Source organism: Zavarzinia marina, from assembly GCF_021568905.1.
GTDB classification, from domain to species: domain Bacteria; phylum Pseudomonadota; class Alphaproteobacteria; order Zavarziniales; family Zavarziniaceae; genus Zavarzinia; species Zavarzinia marina.
The window spans coordinates 682,317-707,135 of the sequence record NZ_JAKGSB010000001.1 but is presented as its reverse complement, the minus strand read 5'-3'; the positions used below and the strand labels follow the sequence as shown (position 1 = coordinate 707,135).

At 63.4% G+C, this 24,819-nt stretch carries 18 protein-coding genes, 1 pseudogene and 1 CRISPR repeat array; of the genes and pseudogenes, 1 reads left to right on the top strand and 18 read right to left on the bottom strand.

Going from position 1 to position 24,819, the window contains the following annotated elements; all coding sequences use genetic code 11:
- Window positions 1-230: 230 nt before the first annotated feature.
- Window positions 231-1,981: a CRISPR direct-repeat array (repeat unit 36 nt; unit sequence GTTGCGGTTGGCCCCCAGTCACCAGACCGCTAAAAT).
- Between the two features lie 73 nt (window positions 1,982-2,054).
- From cas2 to L2U69_RS03310, 7 genes are all read right to left on the bottom strand, one after another.
- Complete coding sequence (cas2, locus tag L2U69_RS03340; RefSeq protein WP_236104921.1) at window positions 2,055-2,360, bottom strand: CRISPR-associated endonuclease Cas2; 306 nt, start codon at window positions 2,358-2,360, stop codon at window positions 2,055-2,057.
- Between the two features lie 79 nt (window positions 2,361-2,439).
- Entirely contained in the window at window positions 2,440-3,339 is a 900-nt protein-coding gene (cas1, locus tag L2U69_RS03335; RefSeq protein ID WP_236104920.1) for a type II CRISPR-associated endonuclease Cas1, read from the bottom strand.
- Window positions 3,336-6,539, bottom strand: a complete 3,204-nt coding sequence (cas9, locus tag L2U69_RS03330; protein ID WP_236104919.1) for a type II CRISPR RNA-guided endonuclease Cas9 — start codon at window positions 6,537-6,539, stop codon at window positions 3,336-3,338. Before cas9 ends, cas1 begins: the two co-directional genes overlap by 4 nt.
- A gap of 588 nt (window positions 6,540-7,127) precedes the next feature.
- Entirely contained in the window at window positions 7,128-10,325 is a 3,198-nt protein-coding gene (locus L2U69_RS03325) for an error-prone DNA polymerase (RefSeq protein WP_329605358.1), read from the bottom strand.
- Window positions 10,322-11,890 carry a Y-family DNA polymerase gene (locus L2U69_RS03320; protein WP_236104918.1) on the bottom strand — a complete coding sequence of 523 codons (1,569 nt, stop codon included), beginning with the start codon at window positions 11,888-11,890 and terminating at the stop codon, window positions 10,322-10,324. Before L2U69_RS03320 ends, L2U69_RS03325 begins: the two co-directional genes overlap by 4 nt.
- Window positions 11,784-12,548, bottom strand: a complete 765-nt coding sequence (locus tag L2U69_RS03315; RefSeq protein WP_236104917.1) for an ImuA family protein — start codon at window positions 12,546-12,548, stop codon at window positions 11,784-11,786. The genes L2U69_RS03320 and L2U69_RS03315 overlap by 107 nt, the downstream gene beginning before the upstream one ends.
- Before the next feature lie 72 nt (window positions 12,549-12,620).
- A complete protein-coding gene (locus L2U69_RS03310; RefSeq protein WP_236104916.1) occupies window positions 12,621-13,631 on the bottom strand; it encodes an AraC family transcriptional regulator in 1,011 nt (336 codons plus the stop codon).
- An 86-nt stretch (window positions 13,632-13,717) separates the two neighbouring features.
- Between L2U69_RS03310 and L2U69_RS03305 the strand changes: the two genes are divergently transcribed.
- A complete protein-coding gene (locus tag L2U69_RS03305) occupies window positions 13,718-14,326 on the top strand; it encodes a sterol desaturase family protein (RefSeq protein ID WP_236104915.1) in 609 nt (202 codons plus the stop codon).
- A 52-nt stretch (window positions 14,327-14,378) separates the two neighbouring features.
- Here L2U69_RS03305 and L2U69_RS03300 read toward each other — a convergent pair whose 3' ends face one another.
- From L2U69_RS03300 to L2U69_RS03250, 11 genes and pseudogenes are all read right to left on the bottom strand, one after another.
- Entirely contained in the window at window positions 14,379-14,957 is a 579-nt protein-coding gene (locus L2U69_RS03300) for a recombinase family protein (protein ID WP_236104914.1), read from the bottom strand.
- Window positions 14,958-15,193: 236 nt separating this feature from the next.
- Window positions 15,194-15,679 (bottom strand): PaaI family thioesterase, encoded by a 486-nt coding sequence (locus tag L2U69_RS03295; RefSeq protein ID WP_236104913.1) that lies wholly within the window; start codon window positions 15,677-15,679, stop codon window positions 15,194-15,196.
- The gene (locus tag L2U69_RS03290; protein ID WP_236104912.1) at window positions 15,676-16,176 is read right to left on the bottom strand and encodes a PaaI family thioesterase; all 501 of its coding nucleotides are present in this window, start codon (window positions 16,174-16,176) and stop codon (window positions 15,676-15,678) included. Before L2U69_RS03290 ends, L2U69_RS03295 begins: the two co-directional genes overlap by 4 nt.
- 126 nt (window positions 16,177-16,302) lie before the next feature.
- A pseudogene (locus L2U69_RS03285) lies at window positions 16,303-16,454 on the bottom strand (IS3 family transposase); the annotation flags it as partial.
- Window positions 16,455-16,498: 44 nt separating this feature from the next.
- Window positions 16,499-16,975: a GNAT family N-acetyltransferase gene (locus L2U69_RS03280; RefSeq protein WP_236104911.1), complete on the bottom strand. Its 477-nt coding sequence runs from the start codon at window positions 16,973-16,975 to the stop codon at window positions 16,499-16,501.
- A 3-nt stretch (window positions 16,976-16,978) separates the two neighbouring features.
- A complete protein-coding gene (locus tag L2U69_RS03275) occupies window positions 16,979-17,275 on the bottom strand; it encodes a type II toxin-antitoxin system TacA family antitoxin (protein WP_236104910.1) in 297 nt (98 codons plus the stop codon).
- 257 nt (window positions 17,276-17,532) lie between these two features.
- On the bottom strand, window positions 17,533-19,731 hold the full coding sequence (locus tag L2U69_RS03270; protein WP_236104909.1) for a DUF1302 domain-containing protein: 2,199 nt from the start codon (window positions 19,729-19,731) through the stop codon (window positions 17,533-17,535).
- A 190-nt stretch (window positions 19,732-19,921) separates the two neighbouring features.
- Window positions 19,922-20,590 carry a transglutaminase-like domain-containing protein gene (locus L2U69_RS03265; protein ID WP_236104908.1) on the bottom strand — a complete coding sequence of 223 codons (669 nt, stop codon included), beginning with the start codon at window positions 20,588-20,590 and terminating at the stop codon, window positions 19,922-19,924.
- A gap of 144 nt (window positions 20,591-20,734) precedes the next feature.
- On the bottom strand, window positions 20,735-21,976 hold the full coding sequence (locus L2U69_RS03260) for a ferritin-like domain-containing protein (protein WP_236104907.1): 1,242 nt from the start codon (window positions 21,974-21,976) through the stop codon (window positions 20,735-20,737).
- A 5-nt stretch (window positions 21,977-21,981) separates the two neighbouring features.
- Window positions 21,982-22,731 (bottom strand): MerR family transcriptional regulator, encoded by a 750-nt coding sequence (locus tag L2U69_RS03255; protein ID WP_236104906.1) that lies wholly within the window; start codon window positions 22,729-22,731, stop codon window positions 21,982-21,984.
- Window positions 22,728-23,729 (bottom strand): ferredoxin--NADP reductase, encoded by a 1,002-nt coding sequence (locus L2U69_RS03250; RefSeq protein ID WP_236104905.1) that lies wholly within the window; start codon window positions 23,727-23,729, stop codon window positions 22,728-22,730. Before L2U69_RS03250 ends, L2U69_RS03255 begins: the two co-directional genes overlap by 4 nt.
- Window positions 23,730-24,819 lie beyond the last annotated feature (1,090 nt).

Sequence of the window (24,819 nt, the reverse complement as noted above, 5' to 3'; positions counted from 1 at the left end):
GCGCCCTGGGAAAGAGGGCCGGTTTCGCCTCCCGGCGAAGAGGTGAAACACGGTGGGGCCTCCCACGAACCCCACATCGCGCTCCGAGCGATACTCGCTCGTGCTACGGCCGGGAGAATTACACCGTGTCACGCGTTTCAACCTCCGAATAGGCTGATCCAGCCTCATTCGCAAGAGAACCAACGTCAGAAACCCCTAAGCAATCTGCTCTCCAGTTGATCGAGCGACCCGCGAAGGTTGGCCCCCAGTCACCAGACCGCTAAAATGCCGAGATAGAGGAAATTGGCGGCCTGATAGTTGCGGTTGGCCCCCAGTCACCAGACCGCTAAAATGAAAGCCACGCCTCGGGTATCCACTTGTCCGTTGCGGTTGGCCCCCAGTCACCAGACCGCTAAAATGACGGCCTGGTCCGGCTGCTACGTCGGCTGGTTGCGGTTGGCCCCCAGTCACCAGACCGCTAAAATTTTCGTCTCCCACACCATTGCGGTCGAGGCGTTGCGGTTGGCCCCCAGTCACCAGACCGCTAAAATCCCCTCCATGGCGGCCGTGGGGTTGTCAGTGTTGCGGTTGGCCCCCAGTCACCAGACCGCTAAAATTTCGCGGGCCTCTATGATCCTCTGAAACCAGTTGCGGTTGGCCCCCAGTCACCAGACCGCTAAAATTCGCGCCGCCTTGTCGTCCAGACCGGCGCCGTTGCGGTTGGCCCCCAGTCACCAGACCGCTAAAATCGACAGCTGGCGGATCATGTGGATCATGCGGTTGCGGTTGGCCCCCAGTCACCAGACCGCTAAAATTTTGCCGATGGCATCGGTCCGGTCCAGTGCGTTGCGGTTGGCCCCCAGTCACCAGACCGCTAAAATTCTCTTCGGTAACTCCACCGCCGGCGACCTGTTGCGGTTGGCCCCCAGTCACCAGACCGCTAAAATTCTCTTCGGTAACTCCACCGCCGGCGACCTGTTGCGGTTGGCCCCCAGTCACCAGACCGCTAAAATCAAGGTCGTGACGGGCCCGACGGCCGGCGCGTTGCGGTTGGCCCCCAGTCACCAGACCGCTAAAATGTATCCCACCAATACGATCAATCCGTCTAAGTTGCGGTTGGCCCCCAGTCACCAGACCGCTAAAATTTCCAGAATTGGCGATGGGCAAAACAAGGTGTTGCGGTTGGCCCCCAGTCACCAGACCGCTAAAATAATCTCGCCTGTTCCAGCGCCCGGCGATATGTTGCGGTTGGCCCCCAGTCACCAGACCGCTAAAATTATCGCATTGTAACCGCGCTCGTTAAAATTGTTGCGGTTGGCCCCCAGTCACCAGACCGCTAAAATAACGGCAGCCATAGCCTGCGCTGCATTTGCGTTGCGGTTGGCCCCCAGTCACCAGACCGCTAAAATTCCAGAATTGGCGATGGGCAAAACAAGGTGTTGCGGTTGGCCCCCAGTCACCAGACCGCTAAAATGGCGGTCGAGATCCGTAGGCTGTGGGTGCAGTTGCGGTTGGCCCCCAGTCACCAGACCGCTAAAATTGATCTTATAGGTCCGCTTGACACCGGCCTGTTGCGGTTGGCCCCCAGTCACCAGACCGCTAAAATCTTCCCGCCCTTGGCGACGCCATAGCGTTCGTTGCGGTTGGCCCCCAGTCACCAGACCGCTAAAATGGCCGCGCCGCACGCCCGGGCACGGCCCACGTTGCGGTTGGCCCCCAGTCACCAGACCGCTAAAATCCCGACATATCTAACTCAATATATCGACCTGTTGCGGTTGGCCCCCAGTCACCAGACCGCTAAAATTCCCATAACCAGCGAGCGCCTTTTCCCAATGTTGCGGTTGGCCCCCAGTCACCAGACCGCTAAAATGTTGGATCCCGTGTTCGAGATAACCGCATCGTTGCGGTTGGCCCCCAGTCACCAGACCGCTAAAATCCCTCCGCTTCGCGGACGACGTCGTGGCGGGTTGCGGTTGGCCCCCAGTCACCAGACCGCTAAAATGCAACTCGGATCAAGGCCCTGGAAACAGGGCCTTTTTTCGTGTCCGAGTGGCAGCGGTCCAGGGTCATGGGGGTCAGAACAGGGTCAGTTGGTCCGGGTTTTTCGGGGCGGGTTCACGTTTTCTTCCGCGATAGGTACGGATCATCTCGAACTGCTTGTCCGTGATCTGGATGATATGCACCTTGCCGGCCGATGGCATCGCCAATTCGATCCTGCGGCAGAAGGATTCGACTTTTTCCTTGCCGGCGACGAAACGGGCGTAGACCGAGAACTGGGACATTTCGAAGCCCAGATCGAGGAGATGGTGGCGGAAGGCGGTGGCGGCCTTGCGCTGGGCCTTGGTGCCCACGGGCAGGTCGAAGAGCACGATCATCCACATGATGCGATACCCCGAAAGGGCCGGCGGACGATCGGCTGCGCGATCGTGCGTGCGACGGTTGCGTTTCTGGTCATTCACGTCATCCCTCCAGTGGCAGGCGTGGCAAGGGCAGGGCGAGATCGTCGCCTTCGCCGGCATAGGCGCGGGCGAGAGACGTCACGAGACGTTCGGCGCAGGTCATCACCGGGCTGAGGCCCTGGGCTGTCGGCAAGTCGAAGATCATCACGCGGGCGAGGGCCGCCTTGGCCGCGCGGTCCACCGTCTCCACCCCGGCATCGACCAGGCGGCGTACTTCCAGATCCACCGTGGGCCTGAAGGGTTCCATCAGGTCGTCGACCAGCACCATGGGATTGCCGCGATTGGCGTGCATCAGGCCGAGACCGGGATGAAGACCGCCTGCCATCACTGCCCGCGCCACACCGGCGCGCAGCACCGCATAACCATAGTTCAGCAGGCCGTTGATCCCTGGCAGATCCCTGTCGCGCCTGAACTCGGCGCCGAGCAGGAGGGGCCAATAGCGGCGCGCCGCCTCCGCCTCGACATTGTCGGGATCGCCGCTGCGGACCTTGCGCGACAGCAGATGAAAGCCGCCGTGACGCGCCCCCACCGCCGCCAGTGTCGCGCCCTGGGCGAGGATCTTGGCCCGCACGACCTGCGCCCAGAGCCGTTTCTTCAAGGGGAGTGCCGCGGCGATCTGATCGGCCATGCGGCCCGATTGCTGATGATGGCCGTCCACCGGCCAGACGATCGCCTCCGGCTTGTGGCTCGGGCCGCACAGTACGACGGGCACGCCCTGGCGTGCGCATTCGACCAGCACATTGTTGCTGAAGGTCAGGCCATGGGCGTTGGAGATCAGGGCCGCGACCTGATCGATCGGCACGCGCCCCACTTCCTCGCCATGCTCCGACACGACGAGGAAGCCGCGATGAAGCGCGACATGGCGCCCGTCGGTGGCGATCTCGACGACCTGACCGATCATCGTGCCTGCTCCCTCTTGCGAATGGCCCCCTTGATGCGGACCGCGTCCTCCACGGGATCGACGGTCCACACCGTACCGACGGGATCGACCCGGACACGGACCGCCTGCAAGGCGCGAAGCCTGTTGTAGGACGCCATCAGCCAACGGAAGGGATCATCCACACTGTTGTGGCGATCCTGGAGAGACCCGGCCTCGTTGTGGCCCGCCAGCTTCATGCGATTGTTCGACGCCTCCAACTGGCGGACCACCATGATTTCCACCCCGCCGTCCCGCTCGAGACGGAGCATGTCGCCCTTGAAGACGCGCATGACGAAACGAAGCGTAGCGTCCGACAGCCAGGCGGGCGTCCAGGTGTCATCGTTCGCCTGGAACACCGTGGCGGCCTGACCGATCCATTTGCCCTCCGGCGTCTCCAGGATGTCGACGAAGGCATTCTCGCCCGCCGCATAGGCCTTGTAGGGCGTGCCGTCGCCGTCGCGCACCTGGACCAGATAGGCGGGATCGATGGGTTTCAGCAGGCGGACGTGGCGGATGCCGTTCGCCCATTGGGGATCCTTCGCGTCGCGCACGAAGGAGGCCAGGGCTTCGGGCAATTTGATGCCCAGCATCTTCGCTTCCGCCCAATGGGCCGCCACCCTGTCGCGCAGGCGGCGGTCGCGGATTTCGCCCAACTCGTTCTCGGTCAGGGTGCCGAAGGCCTTGCGATAGACGAGATTGCGGCCGTCCGCCGCCGCCTTGTCCTTGACGAGGCCATAGGCGGTCTCGTCGTGCAGGCGCCCGCCCACGCCGTGATCCGCCTTAACCGAAACGGTCATGCGGTCGCGCCAGGCGATCAGCTTGTCGCGCAAGCCGTCGATCGGCACCGGAACCTCGATCCGATCGCGCTCGTCGTCATAGGCGCTCGCCATGGCCTGCAGCAGGCGCCGGTCGGTCAGGCAGGCGACCAGGGCGTCGAGGGCATGATGGCGATGGTCTAGCCGGTTCTTGGCATCCGAAAAATTGTGATCCGGCAGGATGTCGTTCAGACCCCATTTGGCCCGGATCATGGCGGTCAGGCGGCCGGGGATGACCCAGACCCGGTTGGGGTCGGTCACCGCGCCCATGTAATCCTTGGCCATGCGCGCCAGCCAGCCGGTCTCGTTCAATTGCCGGGCCTGGAAACCGTCCAGATCGCCGAAGCGTTCCAGCGCGTCGGGGCCGAAGCGCCAGCGCTTGTTCTTCGGCAGGCTGGCGGCGCGGGCTGCGACCGCCGCCCAGTCGTAGTGGCGCCCGGCGATGGTCGGGCTGGCGCCGAAGGCGTGGAACGGTGTCCGCTTGCCCTTGTGACGATTGGCCTCGCGCAGCGCCACGGTCTTGTTCGCGGCACTGTCGTCGAAACTGACGCGGAAGGGGATCAGATGCTCGATCTCCACCTCGTCGGACAGCAGGCGCGGGACCGAGATCCGCTCGCCGGTGAAGGGGCATTCACGCTCCAGGGCGTCCCTGGGGCTCAATTCCTCCCACAGGCGCAGTTTCATCAGGTTGCGGTGATTGGCCGGATGGCCGAGTTCATGGAGTCGTTCGCGGCGCGCGTCGTTCTTTCGCTGGAACGCAGCCTGTTCCTTCTCCATCCGCGCCAGTTCCATGGGCGAGAGTTTGAAGGACCGGGTCATCTCGACCACCACTTCGTCGGGCGGGCCGAAACGCTCGATCAGGATATTGACCACGCGCCGCAACTGGCCAAGGCCGATATGCACGGTCGGATTGGGCAGGCGGCCGAAGCGTTTTTCCGGCGGGTCCGTGGGCTCGCCCGTGCCGACGACGTCGTTCTCCAGCCATTGGCCGTAATAGGGCAGGCGGGGCCATTGCTCGCCCGTGGGGCGGGGCGAATGGGGCACGCCCAGGCCCTCGATGCAGGCATCGGTGTAACTCAAGCCGCCCGCCATCAGGGGCACGATCGCCTTCAGGGCGCGAAGCCCCAGGCGCGAATGGCCATCGGGCAGAAGGGTGCCGGCGGCGGCCAGTGCCGCCTGTTCGGGAACCTTGGCTTCGCTCATCAACCAATCGATCAGGCGCGGCTCGTCTTCCTCGTTCAGCAGGCGGTCGACGATGGCGCATTGCTTCTCTAAGGGGAAATGGCGCCAGTCCTTGCCGAAGACCTTCTTCGCCGACAGCTTTTCCGCCGTCTCGTCGCCCTTCAGGCGGTCGCGCTTCTCGCTTTCCAGATTGAAGTGGGCGGCGGGCGAAAGCTTCAGCAAGGCGCGCATCTTGTCGAACGACAGGGAATTGGCGGCCAGCAAAGCCTTGCCGATCAGGTCGCCCTCTTCGGGCGTCAGGGGGCGGGACGGTTCTCCCGAGACGTCGATGCGCAGATTCCGCACTTCCTGCCAGATGCGGAATTGCTGGGCCAGGGGATGGGCGCGCGGCGCGCGGAAGCCTTCCAGGTCGTCCTTGTTCCGTGCGGGCGACAGGGTGCATTTGCCGGCCGGCGGGCTTTTCAGCGGCCGCTGGAAGAAGATGATCCGATGCAGTGTGGCCTTGGCCGCGTCGGTCAGTTCGGGATGATGCGGGGCCTGGGCCTGCCACAGCGCCTCGAATTCCTCCTTCACCAGATCGCGGGTGGGATAGAAATCATATTCGGTCTTGGTGCCGCTGCCCTGATTGCGCACCCGGACCGGCTCGCGCCGGGCGTGACGCTCGGCCAGGAATTGCCCGAGGGTCTTGGTTTTCGTCGCCGCCATGGCTTCCGCCAGGCGGCCGGCGGCCTGCTTGATGACACCGTCCTCGCCGCCCTTCTTCTCGGTCTTGCGGTTGGACTGGAAACCCCGGCGCTGATCCAGATGAAAGATCGCGCGGCCCAAGTGGTGCAGGGGCAGGGGGGCCGCCAGTGCCGCCACCCGCAGCGCATAGGGATCCAGGCCCTCCAGCACCTTTCGCCCGGCTTCCTCCGCCGGCATCAGCCCGGCATCGACCAGCGCCTGCATCAGTTCCGCCCGGCGCCGGACATAGCGATCGCGTCGGCGCCGCATGCCCCTCGCCAGCCGCCGCGCCACCGCATTCGATTCCTTCGATTTTGCATCCCGCCCATCGGGAAAGATCCGCACGCCGCCGGGCCCGAGATCCTTCGGATTGCCTTTGGCATCCAGCCAGACGACGAACCAGCCGATGGAATTGGAGCCGAGATCGAGCCCGAGACGATAGGGGCGACGGATGGGGGGCATTGGCGCCTCTTCACGGTTGTATGCGGTGAAACCTCACTTCGCAGGATGCGTCTTGACTCCAGCCCCTCCAAGTGGAAATGTTTTTCCACTGACCATTAATGGTAGGCAATTCACAAGATTTAGCGGTCTGGTGACTGGGGGCCTCCCGTTAACAAGCCGAAAGGCACCAAATGGGCGATAGGCTGCGGCCTGTCGCCCTTCTTGTTTTTTGCGCTCGGTAAATGCACCCTGCTGAAGCGCACATGCGCAGGAGCGGGGACGAGAAGGAACGGTTGCGTATTCCTCTGTTTGGATGAGGAGCGCCGTACCTTCTCGCCACCTGAGCCGGGTTTGGAGCCCGAACCTTATCTATGAGGTATCTCGCGAATCGGAAGCGATGCAATATAAAGTTTGCTCAGCGATGTTCTTTCTTTAATGAGATGGATGTGCCAGAATGAGACATCAGCATCATTCGCAATGAATTCTGCCAATGCGAACATCGCTGAGTTGCGAGTGGATCCTTTTGGCAGGGTCCTCTCGTTAACAAGCCTAAAGGCGCAAAATGGGCGACGGGCCGCGGCCTGTCGCCCTTCTTGCTTCCTTCCACCCTCACTGGAAATTCCGGCCCTTCGGCAGCACGCGAGCCGTCTCCCTGTCCTTGCCCTGGGCGATCTGGGCGAGCCAGGGGGTTCGGTCCTCGATCTTGTCGGCGATGACGTGGATGACGGATTCGGCGGATTGCAGGCGGCCGGTGACGGTGACGAGGCGGGCGCCGAGGACGATGGGGCGGTAGGCCTCGTAGGTCTTGGGCCAGACCACGATGTTGGCGATGCCGGTCTCGTCCTCCAGCGTCATGAAGATCACGCCGCTGGCGGTGCCGGGGCGCTGGCGGACCAGGACGAGGCCGGAGACGGTCAGGCGCCGGTCCGGTTTCAGGGTGGGCAGGCGGCCGTTCGGGGTGACGCCGGCGGCATCGAGGCGGGGGCGCAGGAACGCCACCGGATGACCCTTCAGGGAGAGATGCAGGCGGCGGTAATCCTCGATCACCTGCTGGCCCGGGGTGAGGGGGGGCAGGTCGGCATCCGGCTCCACCGCCGTCGTGGCGGCGGCGAAGAGGGGCAGGTCGTCCTTGTCGCCGGCCCGGCGCAACCCCTTCACCGCCCAGAGCGCGTCGCGCCGGTCGAGGCCGAGGGAGCGGAAGACATCGGCAAGCGCCAAGCGTTCGAGGGCGGCGGGGGCAAGGCCGCTGCGCAGCCAGAGATCGCGGATCGAGTCGAAGCCCGTGCCCCGCGTTGCCTCGATCCGGCGGGCATCATCCTCGCGGAACCCATCGATCTGGCGAAAGCCGAGGCGGAGGGCATGGCTGGCCTTGCTGTCCCGCGCGCCTTCGGCAAAGCGGGGATGGGGGCTGCCCTGACCGCCTGGTTCCAGGGTGTTGTCCCAGGCCGACGCATTGATGTCGACGGGGCGGATCTCGACGCCGTGTTCGGCCGCGTCGCGCACCAATTGGGCGGGCGCATAGAAGCCCATGGGCTGGCTGTTCAGGATGGCGGCGGCGAAGACGTCCGGATAGCGGCATTTCACATAGGCCGAGAGATAGACGAGAAGGGCGAAGCTGGCGGCATGGCTTTCCGGGAAGCCGTATTCGCCGAAGCCTTCGATCTGCGAGAAGCAATCCCTGGCGAAATCCGGGGGATAGCCGCGCGCGACCATGCCGCCCACCAGCTTGTCGCGGTAATGCTGGATCGTGCCCATGCGGCGGAAGGTGGCCATGGCGCGGCGCAGCTGGTCCGCCTCGCTCGGGGTGAAATGGGCGGCGACGATGGCGATCTTCATCGCCTGTTCCTGAAACAGGGGCACGCCGCAGGTCTTCGACAGCACATGGCGCAATTCGTCCGGGTCGCCGCCATCGGTCGGGCCCGGGTAATGCACATCTTCCTCGCCGTTTCGCCGCCGCAGATAGGGATGCACCATATTGCCCTGGATCGGGCCGGGGCGGACGATCGCGACCTCGATCACCAGGTCGTAATAGGTGCGCGGTTTCAGGCGCGGCAGCATGGTCATCTGGGCCCGGCTCTCCACCTGGAAGACGCCGGTCGAATCCGCCCGGCACAGCATGTCGTAGACCGACGGATCGTCGCGCGGGATCGCCGCCATGTCGGCGGGCAGGCCGTAATGGTCGCGCATCAGATGCAGGCAGCGGCGCAGGCACGACAGCATGCCGAGGGCGAGCACGTCGACCTTCAGGATGCGCAGCGCATCGATGTCGTCCTTGTCCCAGGCGATCACGGTGCGGTCCTTCATGGTCGCATTCTCGATCGGCACCAATTCGTCGAGCCGCCCCCTGGTGATCACGAAACCGCCGACATGCTGAGACAGATGGCGGGGCATGCCGGCCAGTTCGCGGGCGAGGTCGAGGGTCTGGCCGAGGCGCCTCTCGCCGGGGTCGAGCCCGGCCGTGACCGCGTCCTCGTCGGAAACCCCCTTGCGGCTCCAGCCCCAGAGCATGCCGGAGAGCCGGGCCGCGACATCCGCCGACAGGCCGAAGACCTTGCCGACCTCGCGCACCGCGCTCCGCCCGCGATAGCGGATCACGGTGGCGGTCAGGCCCGCGCGCTCGCGGCCGTAACGGTCGTAGATATATTGGATCACCTCTTCCCGGCGCTCGTGCTCGAAATCGACGTCGATGTCGGGCGGTTCGCGCCGCTCCTCGCTCACGAAACGCTCGAACAGGAGATCGACTTCCTGGGGATTCACCTCGGTCACGCCGAGCAGGTAGCAGACCACCGAATTGGCGGCCGAACCCCGCCCCTGGCACAGAATGTCCCTGGAACGGGCGTAGCGCACGATGTCGTGCACCGTGAGGAAATAGGGCGCATAGCCGAGCCGCCCGATCAGCGCCAGTTCGGCTTCGAGCGCCTTGGTGACCCGGGCGGGCACGCCCCGGGGGTAACGTGTCGCGGCACCTTGCCGGGCCAGGGCCGCCAGGGCGGTCTGGGCATCCGGGTAACCTTCCAGGACCTCGTCCGGATAGTCGTAGGACAATTCGTCGAGGGAAAAGGCGCAGGCTTCGAGCAGGGCCAGGCTTTCCGTCACCGCCCCGGGCGCGTCGCGGAACAGGCGGGCCATTTCGCCGGGCGGCTTCAGGTGGCGTTCGGCATGGGCGGCCAGGCGATGGCCCGCATCCTCCAGGGTCGCATGCTCGCGGATGCAGGTCACGACGTCGGCGAGCCGGCGGCGCTCCGGCCCGTGATAGAGCACGTCGTTGAGGGCGGTCAGGGGCACGCGGCAACGCGCCGCCAGGGCCTTCAGGCGGGCGAGGCGGCGATGATCGTCGCCGCGATAGAGCATGGTGGCGCCGAGCCGGATCTGGCCCCGGAAACGCGCCAGCACGTCTTCCAGCAGGCGTGCGTCGAGCCTATCCGGCGGGCAGAGCACGAGGTTCAGTCCCGCGCGCCATTGTTCGAGATCGGCCCGATCGAGATGGCATTCGCCCTTGGGGGCCCGCAGATTGCCCGCCGTCAGCAGGCGGCACAAACGGCCCCAGCCCGCCCGGTCGGCCGGATAGGCGAGAATGTCGGGCGTGCCGTCGCGAAAGACGAGGCGGGCGCCGACGGCGAGGCGAAGCCCGATCTCCTTGGCGGCGACATGGGCGCGCACCACGCCCGCGACCGAGTTGCGGTCGGCGATGCCGATGCCGGCCATGCCCAGTGTCTTCGCCGTCAGCACCAGTTCGTCCGCCTGGGACGCCCCGCGCAGGAAGGAGAAACAGGTGGCGGTCGCCATTTCGGCATAAGCGTCACTCACGGCAGGAAACCATGGAGATACCAGCGCGGCCGGTCCGTCTCCCGGCCATAGAGCCCGTCGCGATAGAGCCAGAGGCGCAGCCCCGCCGCCGTCTCGATGCGGAAATAATCGCGCGTCGCGGCTTCCTCCGTGTCGGCGCGCCACCATTCGGGGGCGATCCGTTCCGGCCCCTCGGCGCGGCGGACGTCGTGCCATTCTCCTTGCCAGCGAAGGCGGCGGGGCGGGCCGTCCGGCACTTCCGCCAGGGCTTCCACCGGCACCGCGCGTTCGAGCAGGCGGAGCGGGCGCGCCGGCCCCAGACTGTCCTGATCAGGAGGCGCGAAAGGGGGCGGCGCGGCGGCGGCCTCGGCAAGCTGCATGGCCCGTTCGGGCACATGGCTGTCGCGCGGGGCGAGACGGCGCAGGCGGCCGGGGCCGAGGCGGGCCGCCAGGTGATCGGTCAGGGCGGCGAGGGCGGTTTCCGCCTCGATCGCGGTGCCGCCGTCGAAGCCGGGCTGGCGTGGTTCGACCCGCCGCGTCTCCGGCGCCGAAAGGCGGATCGCCTCGAAGCCGAAGCCGGCCTCGACCGGTTCCGCCAGACCGGCCAGGCGATCGGCGAACAGGCGGCGCATCTCGTCGCCCCGGCGCAGCGGCCGGCCGGCCCCGATCGCGAGCCGGCGCACCGCGCCGTCGACCCGGAACAGGACCGCTTCCAGCCGGGTGGCCCCCAGCCCCTCCAGGGTCAGCCGCGCCCCCAGCCCGTCGCCGAGCAGGGTCAGGGCGTCGAGCACATGATCCTCGCGCTGGATCGGCTCCATCAGGCGGCGTTCGACCATATGGTCGGGGACCGGCCGGCGGGGCGAGATCGGCTCGTCCACCGTGCCCAGGGCCTGATCCAGGCGGCGCATGAGGCCGGCGCCGAAACGGGCGGCCAGGGGCGCGCGCGGCCTGGTCATCAGGTCGCCCACGGTCTCCAGCCCGGCATCGCGCAGACCCGCGACGATCTCCGCTCCGATGCGCAGCGCCGCGACCGGCAGGGGGGCGAGGAGGGCGGCCTCCCGCCCGGCGGCGGCCACGATCTCCGCGCCATGACGGGCGAGCGCGGCGGCGCAGCCGACCGTCGCCGCGCTGGCGAGACGGACGGCGAAGCCCCGTTCCATCAGGCGCCGGCGGATCGCCCCCGCCATCGCCGCCTCGCCGCCGAAGAGATGGGCGCAGCCGGTGATATCCAGCAGGAGCCCGTCCGGCGGATCGGGGGCGACGAGGGGCGTCCATAGTTCCATGGCGTCGGCAAGATCCTCGAGCAGGGCGCGGTCGGCGCCAGGATCGGCCGGCACGGCGTCGAGGCCGGGATACATCGCCTCGGCATCGGCAAGGGCGAGCCCGGGGGCGAGGCCGAGGGCCGCCGCCGCCTGATCGACCGCGATCAGGCGCGTGGCATTGCCGACGCGCGCCACCGTCACCAGGGGGGCGGCGGCCTCAGCCGGCGCGGCGCCAGCCGAGAGCCGCCGCAGGCGGATGCGGTCGCTCGGCAGGCGGGGCAGCCAGATCGAGAGATGGCGCCGCAAGCGCAAATCGCCGCTCATCGCACCTCCACAGGATGGTCCAGCGGCCGGCGGGGCCGCGCCGATTGCGGGTCAGCCTCATGTCGAAGGCCGGATCGCCGAGCCCGCCCCAGCCGTCCGCCGGGCCCGGCACCGGCGCCACGGTCCAGCGCGTCACGGCCGCAGACGTGCCGAGGAACGGTCGTTCCCGCATGAGAAAGCCGAGGCCGCCGCCCTCCCGCGCGGCCAGCGACAGGCGGCGGGTGGCGGTCAGGTCGGCCGTGCGGCCGTCGCCCGCCAGTTCGATGATGGTGGCGGCAACCGCCTTGCAGCGCATCGCTTCCTCCGCCGCCCAGAGGCTTTCGACCGCGTCCCGCGCCACGACCAGCAGCAGGCGCCCGACGTCGAGGCCGAGGCCGGCAAGCCCCGGGCCATAGGGCCAGCCACCCCGGCGGAACACGTCGCCCGCCGCGATCCAGAGCAGGGCGCCGGACCGCCCCGCCGCCAGCCCCAGGCCGATACCGGCACCGGCCGCGCCCGCGAATTCATGCAGCGCCCCGGCCGCCAGCCCGCCGCCCAGCACGCCGTCCAGTGCCGGAAGGCCGAAGGCGGCATCGTCCGGCGCGCGGCAAGAGGAACGGATATCGTCGCCTCTTTCGATCCGGGCGATCCGCCGGCGGAGGAGGGTTTGCAGGGTCATGGCCAAAATGTTCTCTATTTGTTCCTTTATCCCTCCACCCGTGTCGGGAGTCAAGCCGCCCCCGTGCCCCCGTCACGCCTGGCGCCGCCGCCAGGTGCCCGGCGCCTCGCCGGTCCAGCGGCGGAAGGCGCGGGTGAAGGCGCTCTGGTCCGAATAGCCGAGGAGATGGGCGATCTCCGTCAGGGTCAGGCGGGGATCGCCCAGATAGGTGCGGGCCAGATGCAGGCGCGTGTCTTCCCAAAGCGCACGGAAGCCGTGACCGGCCGCCTCCAGTCGCCGGTGCAGGCTGCGCGGCGAGAGGCCGAGGTCGGCGGCGACCGTCTCCAGGCTGGGGACGCTTTCCGAGAGGCGATGCGCCAGGGCGCGGCGCACCCGCTGCACGATGTCCGCCTCGGCCGGCAGGGCGGCGAGCTGGGCATCGACCTGGGCCGCGAGCAGGTCGGCCAGCACCGGATCATGGCGTTCCAGCGGTTCGGCCAGCAGGGCCACGGGGAAGGAGAGGCGGGTCCTGTCCCGCCCGAAACGCACGGCACAGCCGAAGAAGGCGTCATAGGGCGCGACGTCGGGCGGCGGCGGATTGATGAAGTCGACGGCCCGAAGGCCGAGATCGTCCCGCCCCAGCATCCGGCGCGTCATCTGCGTGAAGGTGGCGATGGCGCCTTCGTCCACCAGGGGCCCGGGCCGGCCCCGTTCCCAGCCCCATTCGAGCTCGACGACATCGCCCGCGATCCGCCAGTGCAGGGGATTGACGTCGTTGATCAGGCGTTCGTAACGGGCCAGCCGGGCGAGCGCGGCGCCGAGCGTCGGACAGGATTGCAGCGCATAACCGAGAAGCCCCAGATGGGCGATGGTGAAGGCGCCCCCGACCGCCAGCCCGAGCGTCGGCAGGGACAGCGCGGCGGCGACGGCGGTCAGGAGATCGCGCCAGGCCGTGACGGATACGACATGGGAAGCCCCCGCCGCCGCCCTGAGCGCCGCCCCGCCCGGAAAATCGTCGAGCCCATGGCCCCGCGCCGCCAGCCAGTCCGCCAGGACCTGGACATAGGCGCTGCCGACATGGCCTTCGAGCATCTCCCCCGTCATGGCGAGAAATGTCAAAAAAATGGCCGGGCCCGTCAAGATGCGCTGGACGGGACGGGCTAGTCTTCCCCCTGAGTGGAGGAGAGACCATGGAAGAGATCGCGGCCCTCATCGAACCCTGGATCGGCGGCCCTGTGGACTGGAAGCAGATCATCCTGATCGGGCTGACGCCCGTGTTCCTCGGCGCCTTCGCCGTCGAATTCTGGTGGATGCGGCGCCAGAAGCGCCTCGGGCAGCAATTCGCGCTCCGCGACGTGATGACCAATCTCAATCTGGGCGGCAGCTATCAGCTCTTCGAACTGGTGGGCCATGCGCTGATCTTCATGGCGGCGATGCATTGGATCCATGACCACCGGGTGATGGACGTGCCGCTGACGGTCTGGACCGTGCCCTTGCTCTTCCTGCTGGTCGAATTCTGCTATTACTGGTTCCACCGCGCCTCGCACCGGATCCGCTGGTTCTGGTGCGCCCATGTGGTCCATCACTCGGGCGAGCACATGAATCTGACCACGGCGATGCGTCAGAGCATGCTCTATTCCCTGACCGGCTACTGGCTGTTCTTCGCACCCCTGATGCTGATCGGCGTCCGCCCGGAAGTGACCATGGCGCTCTATGCCGGCAATCTGGCTTATCAATATTTCGTCCACACCGAGGCTGTGGACAGATTGCCGGCCTGGATCGAATACATCTTGGGGTGAGGACACGGAAGTGATCATATTGTCCGGTTTGCGAGCACGTATGCGGAACTGATCACGCAGGCCGACTAGTCGCGGGCAAGGTCTCTTCGCCAAGTGCCGCATAGAGCGCGGTTTTGCCCACTTTTACGCGCGCTGCAGCTTCGCGAACTGTCAGGCCTTGGGCAATGAACGCCTTGGCGCGGCGAAGCTTGTCTTCGGTCACCACCGGCCGCCGGCCACCTCGACGACCGCGGGTTTCTGCAGCATCGAGACCGGCGCGGGTTCGCTCTCGGATGAGATCGCGCTCGAATTGCCCAAGAGCACCGAAGATGTGGAAAACGAGCTTCCCGCCGGGTGTCGTCGTGTCGATCGCCTCAGTGAGGGAGCGGAAACCGACGCCGCTGATTTCCAAGGCAGTGACGGTTTCAATCAGGTGCGGCAGTGAACGACCGAGGCGATCAAGCTTCCACACGACCAGCACATCGCTCTTCCGGACAAAGGCCAAGGCAGCGGTCAATCCGGGCCGGTCGGTCTTGGCCCCGGACGCCTTGTCCTCGAATACCCGTGCACAGCCGGCCTTGGCAAGAGCGTCGAGCTGCAGCGCGAGATCCTGGTCTGACGTCGACACCCTTGCATAACCGACCGCCGCCATGTCGACACTGCCCGTTGTCCGGAAACCCGTCCGACAATCTATTTGTCCGGAAAGCCATCGTCAATGCCGTTTACGGACAGTTTGAGGTTTGGCCGTCAAACGGTCCATTGGCGGACCAAAAAAAGAGACGGGCGGCTCCCTTCCTACTTCGGTCGCGAGGCCCCAAGCAGATCCGGTCTTGGATGGTGCCGTGGCCGGCCGCCCGGCGCCGCTGACGAGGTCGTTGAGGTCGGGCCTCAGCCTTCGTCGTTGCCGGGGGGCGCTGCGGCTTCGCCCCCTTCGGGCAGCATGAAATGGCCGTGGGCGGTGGCGATCGGCCGGGTGGGATCGTCCTGCCAGGCTTCGATCCTGACATTGGCGATGCGCCGGCCATGCTTGGCGACGATGGCCTTGGCGAAAGTGTCGCGCGGCCGGCCTGAGCGTAGGTAGTCTACGGTGATGTCGATCGTCTTCGGGATCCCCGGCTCGGCCATGTTGGCCACGAGTTGGGCGATCGCCGTCATTTCGAGGAAGGCGCCGATGGTGCCGCCGTGCAGCGCCGGCAGGCGCGGATTGCCGATCAGGTGATCGGCATAGGGCATATGGGCGATCACCCTGCCCGACTCGTCGTTCGTCGCGGTGACGCCGAGCAGGCGGGCGAAGGGGATGGCCTGCATCAGGCGGCCGATGTCCTCGTTGCTTACCGGGTGGGTGAGGCGGGGCAGGCGCTGGCGGTCGGTCATTGGCCCACCTTTTCGGCGATCTGGCGCGAAGGCCCGGTCTGGTTGGCGCCCAGCATGAAGGTCGCGACCGAATGGGCGATGGCATCGCCGCAGTCGCCGTGATGGGCCAGCGCTCGGATGAAGGCGATGCTGCGGGTCTTGTGATAGCATTCGGCATCGACGAACACGGTCTGCCCCGGGGTAGCCGGGCGCAGATAATCGATGCGGAGGTCGAGGGTGGCGACGCTGGTCATGCGCGTCAGGGCACAGATCACCGCCGTACCGCAGGCATTGTCGATCAGCGCGGTGACGATGCCGCCGTGCAGGACGCCGGTCTCGGGATTGCCTACCAGATCCTCGCGCCAGGGCAGGGACAGGGTAGCGCGGGCCGGGCCGACCTCCACCACCTCCATGCCCACTGCCATGGCGAAGGGCACGGCGGACAGCAGCAGGTGCTTGTTCTTGCCGATCAGTTCGCCGATGACCTTTGCGGGTTCTTCCCCGTTGTCCTCGCTCATGCGTTCCCGGTTCCTTCCTGCTTGCCTACCGGTTCCGCCTGCTGCGCGTCGCGCTGATCGAGGAAACGGTTGATCAGGGCTTTGACCTGAGCCGCCCCGGGTTTGCCGGAGGCCATTTCATTTGAGTCACGCCGCCATGGCGGGCTCCTCGATTTGCGCATAGTAGCGCCCTTCGGCCTCGGCCGGCGGAATGTTTCAGATCGGTGCCAGTAGTCTCTTGTGTTGAACCAGTCGGCCCACTCGAGCGTGGCGAGCTCGATGGCTTCAAAGTTACGCCACACGCGGCATTCTTGTGTTTGTCTGTCGGTCATGACGCCGGCCCTCACGCCACGGAGAGAAGGAGCGTCAGCGGGCTGGTCACGGACGGAATGAAGCCGTGGTGCTCGTAGAAGGCCCGCGCCTCTTCGGAAATCGCATGAACGAGCACGCCGCGAATCCCCATGATCGCGCCCGCCTGCTTCACGCGCAGCACCGCATCCTGCAACAGAGCCACGCCGAGCCCCCTCCCCTGCATCGAGCGGTCGATAGCGAGGCGGCCGAGCACGGCCATGGGAACCGGATCGGGCATGTTCCGTTTGATCCGGCCGGGGGCGTCGACATGAGCCAGTGCCCCGGAGGCCAGCGCGTAGTATCCCGCAACCCGCTTGTCGGGCGGTGCGACGACATAGATGCGCGATGCGCCGGAGAGCTGGTTTCCCATGGCCCGCCGGCGCAGCCAGTCGTCCAGCGACGCCACCCCGGAATCGAAATCCGTCAGGATATGCGCGTCCGTCAGCAGCTCTGGCGCCTGTAGCTCCACGCTTCAGGCTTTCCAGGGCTTTGGAGCCCGCATCAGCCGCTCATAGCCCACGCCGGATGGCGGCTTGTCCAGCACGGCGAGGAATTGGGCATAGGTCGCGGCATCGACCCGCACGAAGGTCTGATCCAGCAGCGCGCTCTCGGCCGCCTGCCGGGCCGCCTCGATCATGAAATCCGAGCGCGTCTTGCCGTGCGCCCGCGCGGCCTGGTCGATCAGGTCGCGCACGTCCTCGCGCACGCGCAGGTTCACGGCGCGCGTGACCGCCGGCGGGGCCGCCTCTTTGGTTGTCGTCGTCGCCATGGCGAATCTCCTTTCCTTCTGGCATAGCATGACAGATACACATTGTGTATCTAATTTCCGTGTGCCTGCGTTTCAAGGAGGTCAACACTTGCCACCCTCATATGCCTGACGTCGCATCATTATCGGCAATCAGTCGCATCGCCGAAAGGCTGTGCCCGGCGGAGGGATACCGAAAAAGTACCCCGAGGCGCGAACGTGTGCGCCCCGGGGTCAGTCAGCATACCGTCTAGGGGGGGCCCCACGGTATGCATTAAGTATCAGAATGAATAGGAAATGTTCATGCCTATAAAGTCACGGTCAATGTACGGATTTCTTGAAGCGCCGCCAGACCCACCCGAGCCAGCTCCCCAACTCTTGAAGTAATTCACGTTCATCGCCCAATTCTCAAGGTAGTTGATTTTAAGGCCAAAGTTCATCGATGTTACACTTTTTGTAAAACCTGGGAGCGAAGCCGGGGTGTTCCCAAAGATGCCGTGAGAAAATCCGATAGATGGCGTCAATGTTACTCCGTCAAAAACCCCCGGATAATCCCAAAAGAACAAACCTTGAACACCGCCCGACCATTGGGTTGGTTCCTTTGCCGTCGCATAGAACGGAACACCCAGATCGGTGGCCGCAATGGAGGGCACGACCCCGAGCAACGGTCGGGTCGCAAATCCCGTGAATCCTGTCTGACCGTAGCCGGCATATTGTACGTTGGGATCCAGATCGACATGAATCGCTCCCAACTCCACGAAGGCGAAGAGCTGGTTTGCGCCGAGCAGGCGCGTAATGAAATCGGATCCGCCAAAAATCTTGGTAAAACGTACTGCTGCCTGCCAGACTTCGTGCTCTTCGGCGAAATCGATGCGCCGATTTGCAATGAACTGATTGTCTGGATTGTGGAAACCGGGATCGACAAAAGGCGCTATGCCCGGGTTCGGTACGCAAATGGCTCCAACGCAGATGGGTGTCTTTACCCCCGTAGCTTGACTTATGGGGGCACCGCCGGCGGCATTATATTGCGTAGTTACGATTGCCGATTCCGAAATCAGAATGGGAACATTATGTTTCCAGCTGATCTCAGCATTAATGGCAATGCCAAGTGGGTCGTAGGTGGTATTTAAAGCAAAACCAAGCATGTTCAGCCCGCCCGGATAGTAGAGCGTGAACTGACCATTATCCAGATTCTCAAGAACCTTTGATCGGGGTGACGTTCCGAACGGCGGCTGGATCAAGGCCCCTGTTAGGGGATTCGTTAGCGCTCCGACAAGATCCGTAACCGGCCCGCCGAGTAAGCCGGAGAGCGCTGACGTCAGCGCATTTAGCTGGTCAATGCCGAGCTGGTCTAGCAGTCCTTGAACCAAGGGCACCGGCAATGCGGCGGCGTTTATCTGGCCAGTTCCAGTTGCAAACTTCTCTGGTGACTGCCAGTAGGCGGAAGGCAGGCGAGAAGTATAGCGTGCGAAATAGAACTGGAATTCCGTATTATTCAAATCAGGTGAGAAATATTTGAGCGATACACCCCAGTCATGAATATCCGGATCATCTTTAACATAAATCGGAAAATTGGCAGCCATCAGGCTCTTGTTGGGATTGTCATAGTCAGTCGTTTTCATTCCGGTGCCAGCGGTATACGATCTCGGATCAAACGGATCTTGCAATGTACTAGCGTATTTCACTCCATCGCAAATATTGTCCGTAGTCGAAAAGAAACTGCCACAAGCATCCAATATGAACGGCTCGAAGTCCAGTTGATAAAATGCTTCCATAGAAAGATTGTCTGCTAGATCTAGCCCCACATAGATCATAGGCACGGGGATAAGAGCATCCTTCAGTTCCGCGCCTGGGACACGAATCTTCTTCACATCGATAGGATTGACGATGGAAATGCCATTGATCGTGAACAGGGCTTCGCCCCAATTCAGGATCTGACTGCCAATTTTAACGGTAAGGTTCCGGCCCCCCAGATCGAAATCACCGCCGATATAATAATCCAAAAGCTTGGCGTCCCAATCGGCCCTGTTATCGGCCCCTTCTGGGTACCGACCGCTTGTATATGGACGAAGTTCAGGCTCGAAATCAGCGAGATCATTGTTCGCGGCAATGGAGTCGTAGAATGCTGCCCCTCTGAAGAATGCAAAATAATTACGCCACTTCAGTTTTAACTCGCTGGATACTGTACTGACTTGACTAATTAAATCATATTTGTCGTAGTTGAGATTTCCGTCATCAATATCTGATACATTGCTCAAGCCGCCATAATAGTATCCGTAATTCCGTGGATCCCTGTCCGCCATCCGCATCTGCGCTCCGACAGAAAGAGTCGTCTGGATTGAACCAGTGATCTCATCGCCGATTTCGAAATTGTAGGCTGCTACCGTTGTTGCGGAGGCGATGATACCAGCTGCGGTCATTGCAGCGACAGACCACACAAGACTTTGCGGGTTGGAATTTGCGTCCCAGAATTTGGCCATTCTATTTTCCTCCCTGTTTTTGTTTGTTTTTACGCCACATGATTGCATGTGGTCGCTCTTTGGCTTTAGTCATTGACCTGCCGAAGATCTTTTTCTATCCGATCACGACGTTTGAACCGTCGCTTGGCGCGCCGTACTTCCACTGCGCGGTACAATTATTGCCGGTGGTCCGGATGTGGATGCAAGGCGGCTACGCCGCAGAGCCCTCGTCGCGAACGTCGTCGTCAAAACTGAATTCATCGAGACGGCTCATGTGGCCGTAGTGTTGGCTGAACGTCGCTACCATGTCGGCGAGTGGAACGTCGTCGAATTCACCACGCATCGTCAGGTATTCCATGTGCCGGTTGCCTGCGCTGTCGACGGGGTGATAAATTGAATCTTTGTGTCCATCGAACTCCAGCGGCAGCAGTCCGAAGCGCTCGCAAAGCTCGATATTGAACGCTGGCGTCGCCTTGACCCATCGGCCATCGACCAGGATCGAAGCGTAGCCATGCCAGTAAAAGACATCCGTCTTCATCGTTTCCCGCAGGCGCGCCGTGGAGAGATGATTGCGCACATCGGCAAAACCGACTCTTGCCGGGATGCCGAGCACTCGGCAAGCAGCAGCAAGCAGCACCGCTTTGGTCACACACCAGCCGTGTTCGGTCTCCAGGACGCGGCTTGCGCTCATCCCGCGTGAGGTCAGATCCAGTTGGTATGGGTCGTAGCGGAAGCCGTCACGCACGGCGTAATAGAGGGACACGGCCCGTTCCAAAGCGCTCTGGCCAGCGCCCTGGTGAACGCGCGCGAACTCTACCACTGCCGGGTGATCCGCATCGATGATGGCGGTCGGGTGGAGCGCACCGAAGCTTGGCTGCATAGCGGATGATTTCTCCCAGCTGTAGTGTTATATTGAATGCCATGGTGGTGAATTGGGATGAGGCTCAACAAATCCGGGGGGGGGGCCTGTGCCGCGCGCCTGGGCTGATTGATTTTTACCTCAAGCCCAGGCGGTTGGCAGGACTTACGCCGACTTACGCAGCGTTTCGATCGCCTGTTCGGCGAGCGTGTCGTTGTCACGCAGCAAGTCCTGCTCAGAGAGCTGGCTAGCATTCTTGCCGCCGGCATAAGCCATCAGACCGGCCTTTTCGTAGTAGCTTTCCATGCGCGGCGAGAGCAGGCCGATATATTGAAGATTCGGCACCAATCGCTGGAACATGATGCTGCGAAACTTGGTCATGGCCGGCGACTCGGACATCAACCGGTTCCAAGTAGCGCGCGAGACGCGATGCGCAAACCACTCATCGTGGATTTCGTGGGCAAAGAAGCGGTTCCGCATCAGCATGGCCACTTCAAAAGCCCAATCCTCTCGCTCACGCCTTTCGGCTGCCGAAAGGTTCTTTGTGAAGTGCTCGCGCAAGGCTAGCACCCCGTAATGCACATGGCGGGCTTCGTCCTGAATCACATAACGCAGCAGGTTCTTGAGCAACGGCTCGCCGGTCTGATTGTACATGGTGGAAAAGGCGCCTAACGCGAGCCCTTCGACCATGATTTGCATACCGAGAAACTTTATGTCCCAGCGCGAGTCGGTGAGCAGGTCGTCGATGATCACGAACAGGTTGTCGTTGACCTTGTATACACGCTCCAGCTTGGTTTCCAGATACCGGAGAAATACCTCAAGATGGCGCGCCTCATCCATTACCTGTGTGGCGCCATAGAGCTTGCCGTCGACCCAGCTAACGGATTCCGTGCACTGCGCCGAGGCGTAAAGGGCACCCTGTTCGCCGTGCATGAACTGGGACAACATCCAAGCCGCGAAGTGGTAGTTGAGTTGCTGCTTCTCCGCGGCGTCGAGCTTCACACCGGCGGCCTCCAGCCCTTCGAATGGCGCGAAAGGCGTCCGACCGAGAATTGGGGTTTCGGGATTCATTGGATCAACCTCGGTGCCCCAGTCGAGCTGCCATTCCCCATCCCACTGGTTGGCGACAGCCCGGCGGTAAAGCTCGTACATCTCTGGGAAATCTGTGCCGTAGTTCAGATCAAAATGTACGGCATGGCCCGACTTCATCGGCACAGAGTCATCACCCTTGCCCTTACGCTGCCACAACCCGCGATAGGCCGAGGGCAACATGCTCACCCCGACTCTGGGATCGCGAATCTCGGCAACCAGCGAGACATTCTCCAGCGTCTGGGTGACCTTGTTCTGCATCTTGAGGGGCAGGCCTTGCAGCATACGGCCCAAGACCTGCTCGGTGGTGGTGTTCATGCGTCTTACTCCTGACGGGTCGGGATCGTTCGCACCGATGAGGCCCCGTAAACCTCCAGCAGTGCCGAAATCATTCGTTCATGGCGGATGACCACCAGCCGATGAATGGCCGGAAGGACGATGTGCAACAGCGAATCGATTTCCGCTGGACGCAACTGGTGCAGGCGATCTTTGAACAGTGCCAATTCCTGCTCGAACAGGAACTTGGCAGATTGGTCGATGTAGCGGATGTCGCGCGGGCTGAAGCCCTTTTCGGCATTGATGCCGGCGTCGCGCACCAGCGCCCATAGCCGCAGACACTCCACTTCGTCGGCATCGAGGGCCTCGTCGTCAGCCGCGGTGAGCAACTGGATTTCCCGCAGCTCCTGCAATTCGGCGACTGTCAGCCCTAGCTCAAGGGCCAGATCGCGTGTGAGCCCAGGCTTGCCACCGGGTCCTCGAAGGCGCAATTCATTCAGCTTCCGTTGGCGCAAAGCCTGAAGGGTCGCGAACTGTGCGGCGCTGAATTCCTGTAGCGGCTGGTCAGCGAGTAGGCACTTGATCGCTTTGAGCGGTAGCAGATGTTCCTCGCGCATCGAGCGGATCATGCGCAGCCGATGTAGGTGCTCTTCACTGTAGAGTGCCGAATTGCGCGTGGGCTTCTGCGGAGGCGGCAGCAGGCCTTCGCGCAGATAGTAGTGAATCGTTTCCTTGGTAAATCCGGATCGGCGGACCACTTCCGCTATCCGGTACACCGAATTTTTGGAAGCGCTCATGACACTTTCTCTTCGATTGCCACCGTCGCGCGATGATGCGGATATGCACAGCAGGCCAGCGCGTAGCCGGCCTGAAGCTCGGGTTCGGTCAGGCAATTCGGCGCATCGGTGGCGACGTCGCCGTCAAGTATTTTGACCTTGCAATGCCCGCACCCCCCCATGGTGCAGCTGAAGGGCAGGGCGATGCCGGCCCGCAGACCCGCCTCAAGCAGGGTCTCCGTCGGCCGCACCGTGACCTCCCTTTCCGATCCGCCAACGCGGAACACAACGATATGAGAGTCCTTGGGATGGGGGCGGGATTCGCGGGCGAGCGTGGTGAACTGTTCACTGGCAATGGCCTGCGCGGGAATCGCAAGAGCGATCAACTGGCGGCGAAGGGACTCATTGAAGTCATCCGGGCCGCAGAGAAAATAGATGGCTCCGGTTCCGGGCGCAGCACCACGCAATTCTTCAGCGCTGATGCGGCCTCGGCGACCGTTCCAGTCCTGTGCTGGTTGGCTGAGTACATAGTGGATGGTCAGGTTTTCATGTCGGTTCGCCCATGCATCCAGTCGCTCGCGGAAAAGGATGTCTTGCTCGCGACGATTGCCATAAAAAACAGCAATGGGTACGTGGTTGTTTTCATGCTCCAGCAATTGCTCAACCATGGCCATGATCGGGGTGATGCCCGAGCCCGCTGCGGCGAACACATAGTGTGTCGGTACCCGTGCCGGCAAAACGAAGTCGCCGCTGGGGCCGGCGAACTGAAGCCAAGCACCCTCTCTTAGGCGCGTGTTCAGATAGGTGGACATCACCCCACCCTCGACCCGCTTGCTGGTGATCGTCATCGTCCCTTCGTTGGGAAGCTCGCTGAGGGAATACGCCCGCTTCACGGCCTGGCCATCGATCTGCGCGATCAGGGTGAGAAACTGACCGGCCCGCAGGTCTTTGGGTATCCCGTCGACCGGTGCGAGCACGACCGACACCGCCTCGTCGGTTTCCTTAACGATGCGCTTCACCTGGGCTCGGTGGTGAAGCTGATCAGGCCGAACGATTAAGGACCAACGCCTAGCGCTCGGCCGAGGCCCTGAGGAAATCAATACAGGATGCAGGGTTGCCGTGCGGGCTGTCATGATGGGGTCTCTCGTGAGGGCAGGAAAGGCTCAGGGGGCAATGTGTAGTGATGCTTTGCGCATAGCTACACTATGCACTCAACGCAACGCTATCAACACATCTTGTAAGCAGATCATGTCGAAGCTCGGCCAGAGATTGCCGCGGGGTCGACGCATGGTTCCGCAAGTCGCTGCGTGTCATTGCGGTCTGACGCCAGGGCGGGGTGATTCCGGCCGCGCGCGCACAGCGATAAAAATCAAACCAAAGCGTCTGGAAGAAATGGCGATAATCCGCCCATTTTTTAAGTCGTGCTGGTTCTATCCGTTTAATTCTATCGACTATTAATAGAAGGCAATTATGCGCCAGTCGATGTCTTCGCTCAACTCTGGCTCCGACAACTTAATGTCTGATCCGAAATAAAGTGAGTGATCGGTCTGCGGGAACGGCCAGGGCCAGTTCGTCGAGGAAGGCCTACATCGCCTCGGTCGTCGCCACCGGCAGGACGAGGGCGACGCCGGTATCCCGGGCCGGGCAGACGGCGCCGAAGATCCAGGCTGCCTTGTGGCGCATGTCGCGGGCCCCCCTCGGCCGTTGCCCTCGCTCGAACCATACCCGGCCGGCGCGGGCTTCATCCTGGAACCAGATCTCGACCTTGCGACCGGCAGCCTTGCGCCGGGCGATGCTTTTCACCCGGGCGCGGAGCTTTTTTTGAGGGCCTTCTGGGCGGCGGGATCGTCCTCGCGATGCCGGGGCCGGGTCTCCGCTTCCCGCTGGATGAAGCACGGGGGGGTCAGGTCACGGGGAGCTTCTCCAAAATCCCGCCACAGTGGGTTCGTTCAATCCCTCACGAGTCAGCCATTCGTGGAACTGGTATTAGTTGGATAGGGAGATTTCAGCGGAATGATACCCAAGCAAGCCAAACAACGTATAGTACGATGAGAGTGAGGGGCCAGCCAGGACCGATTTCTATGAAATAAATTATTGTATCTATAGTAT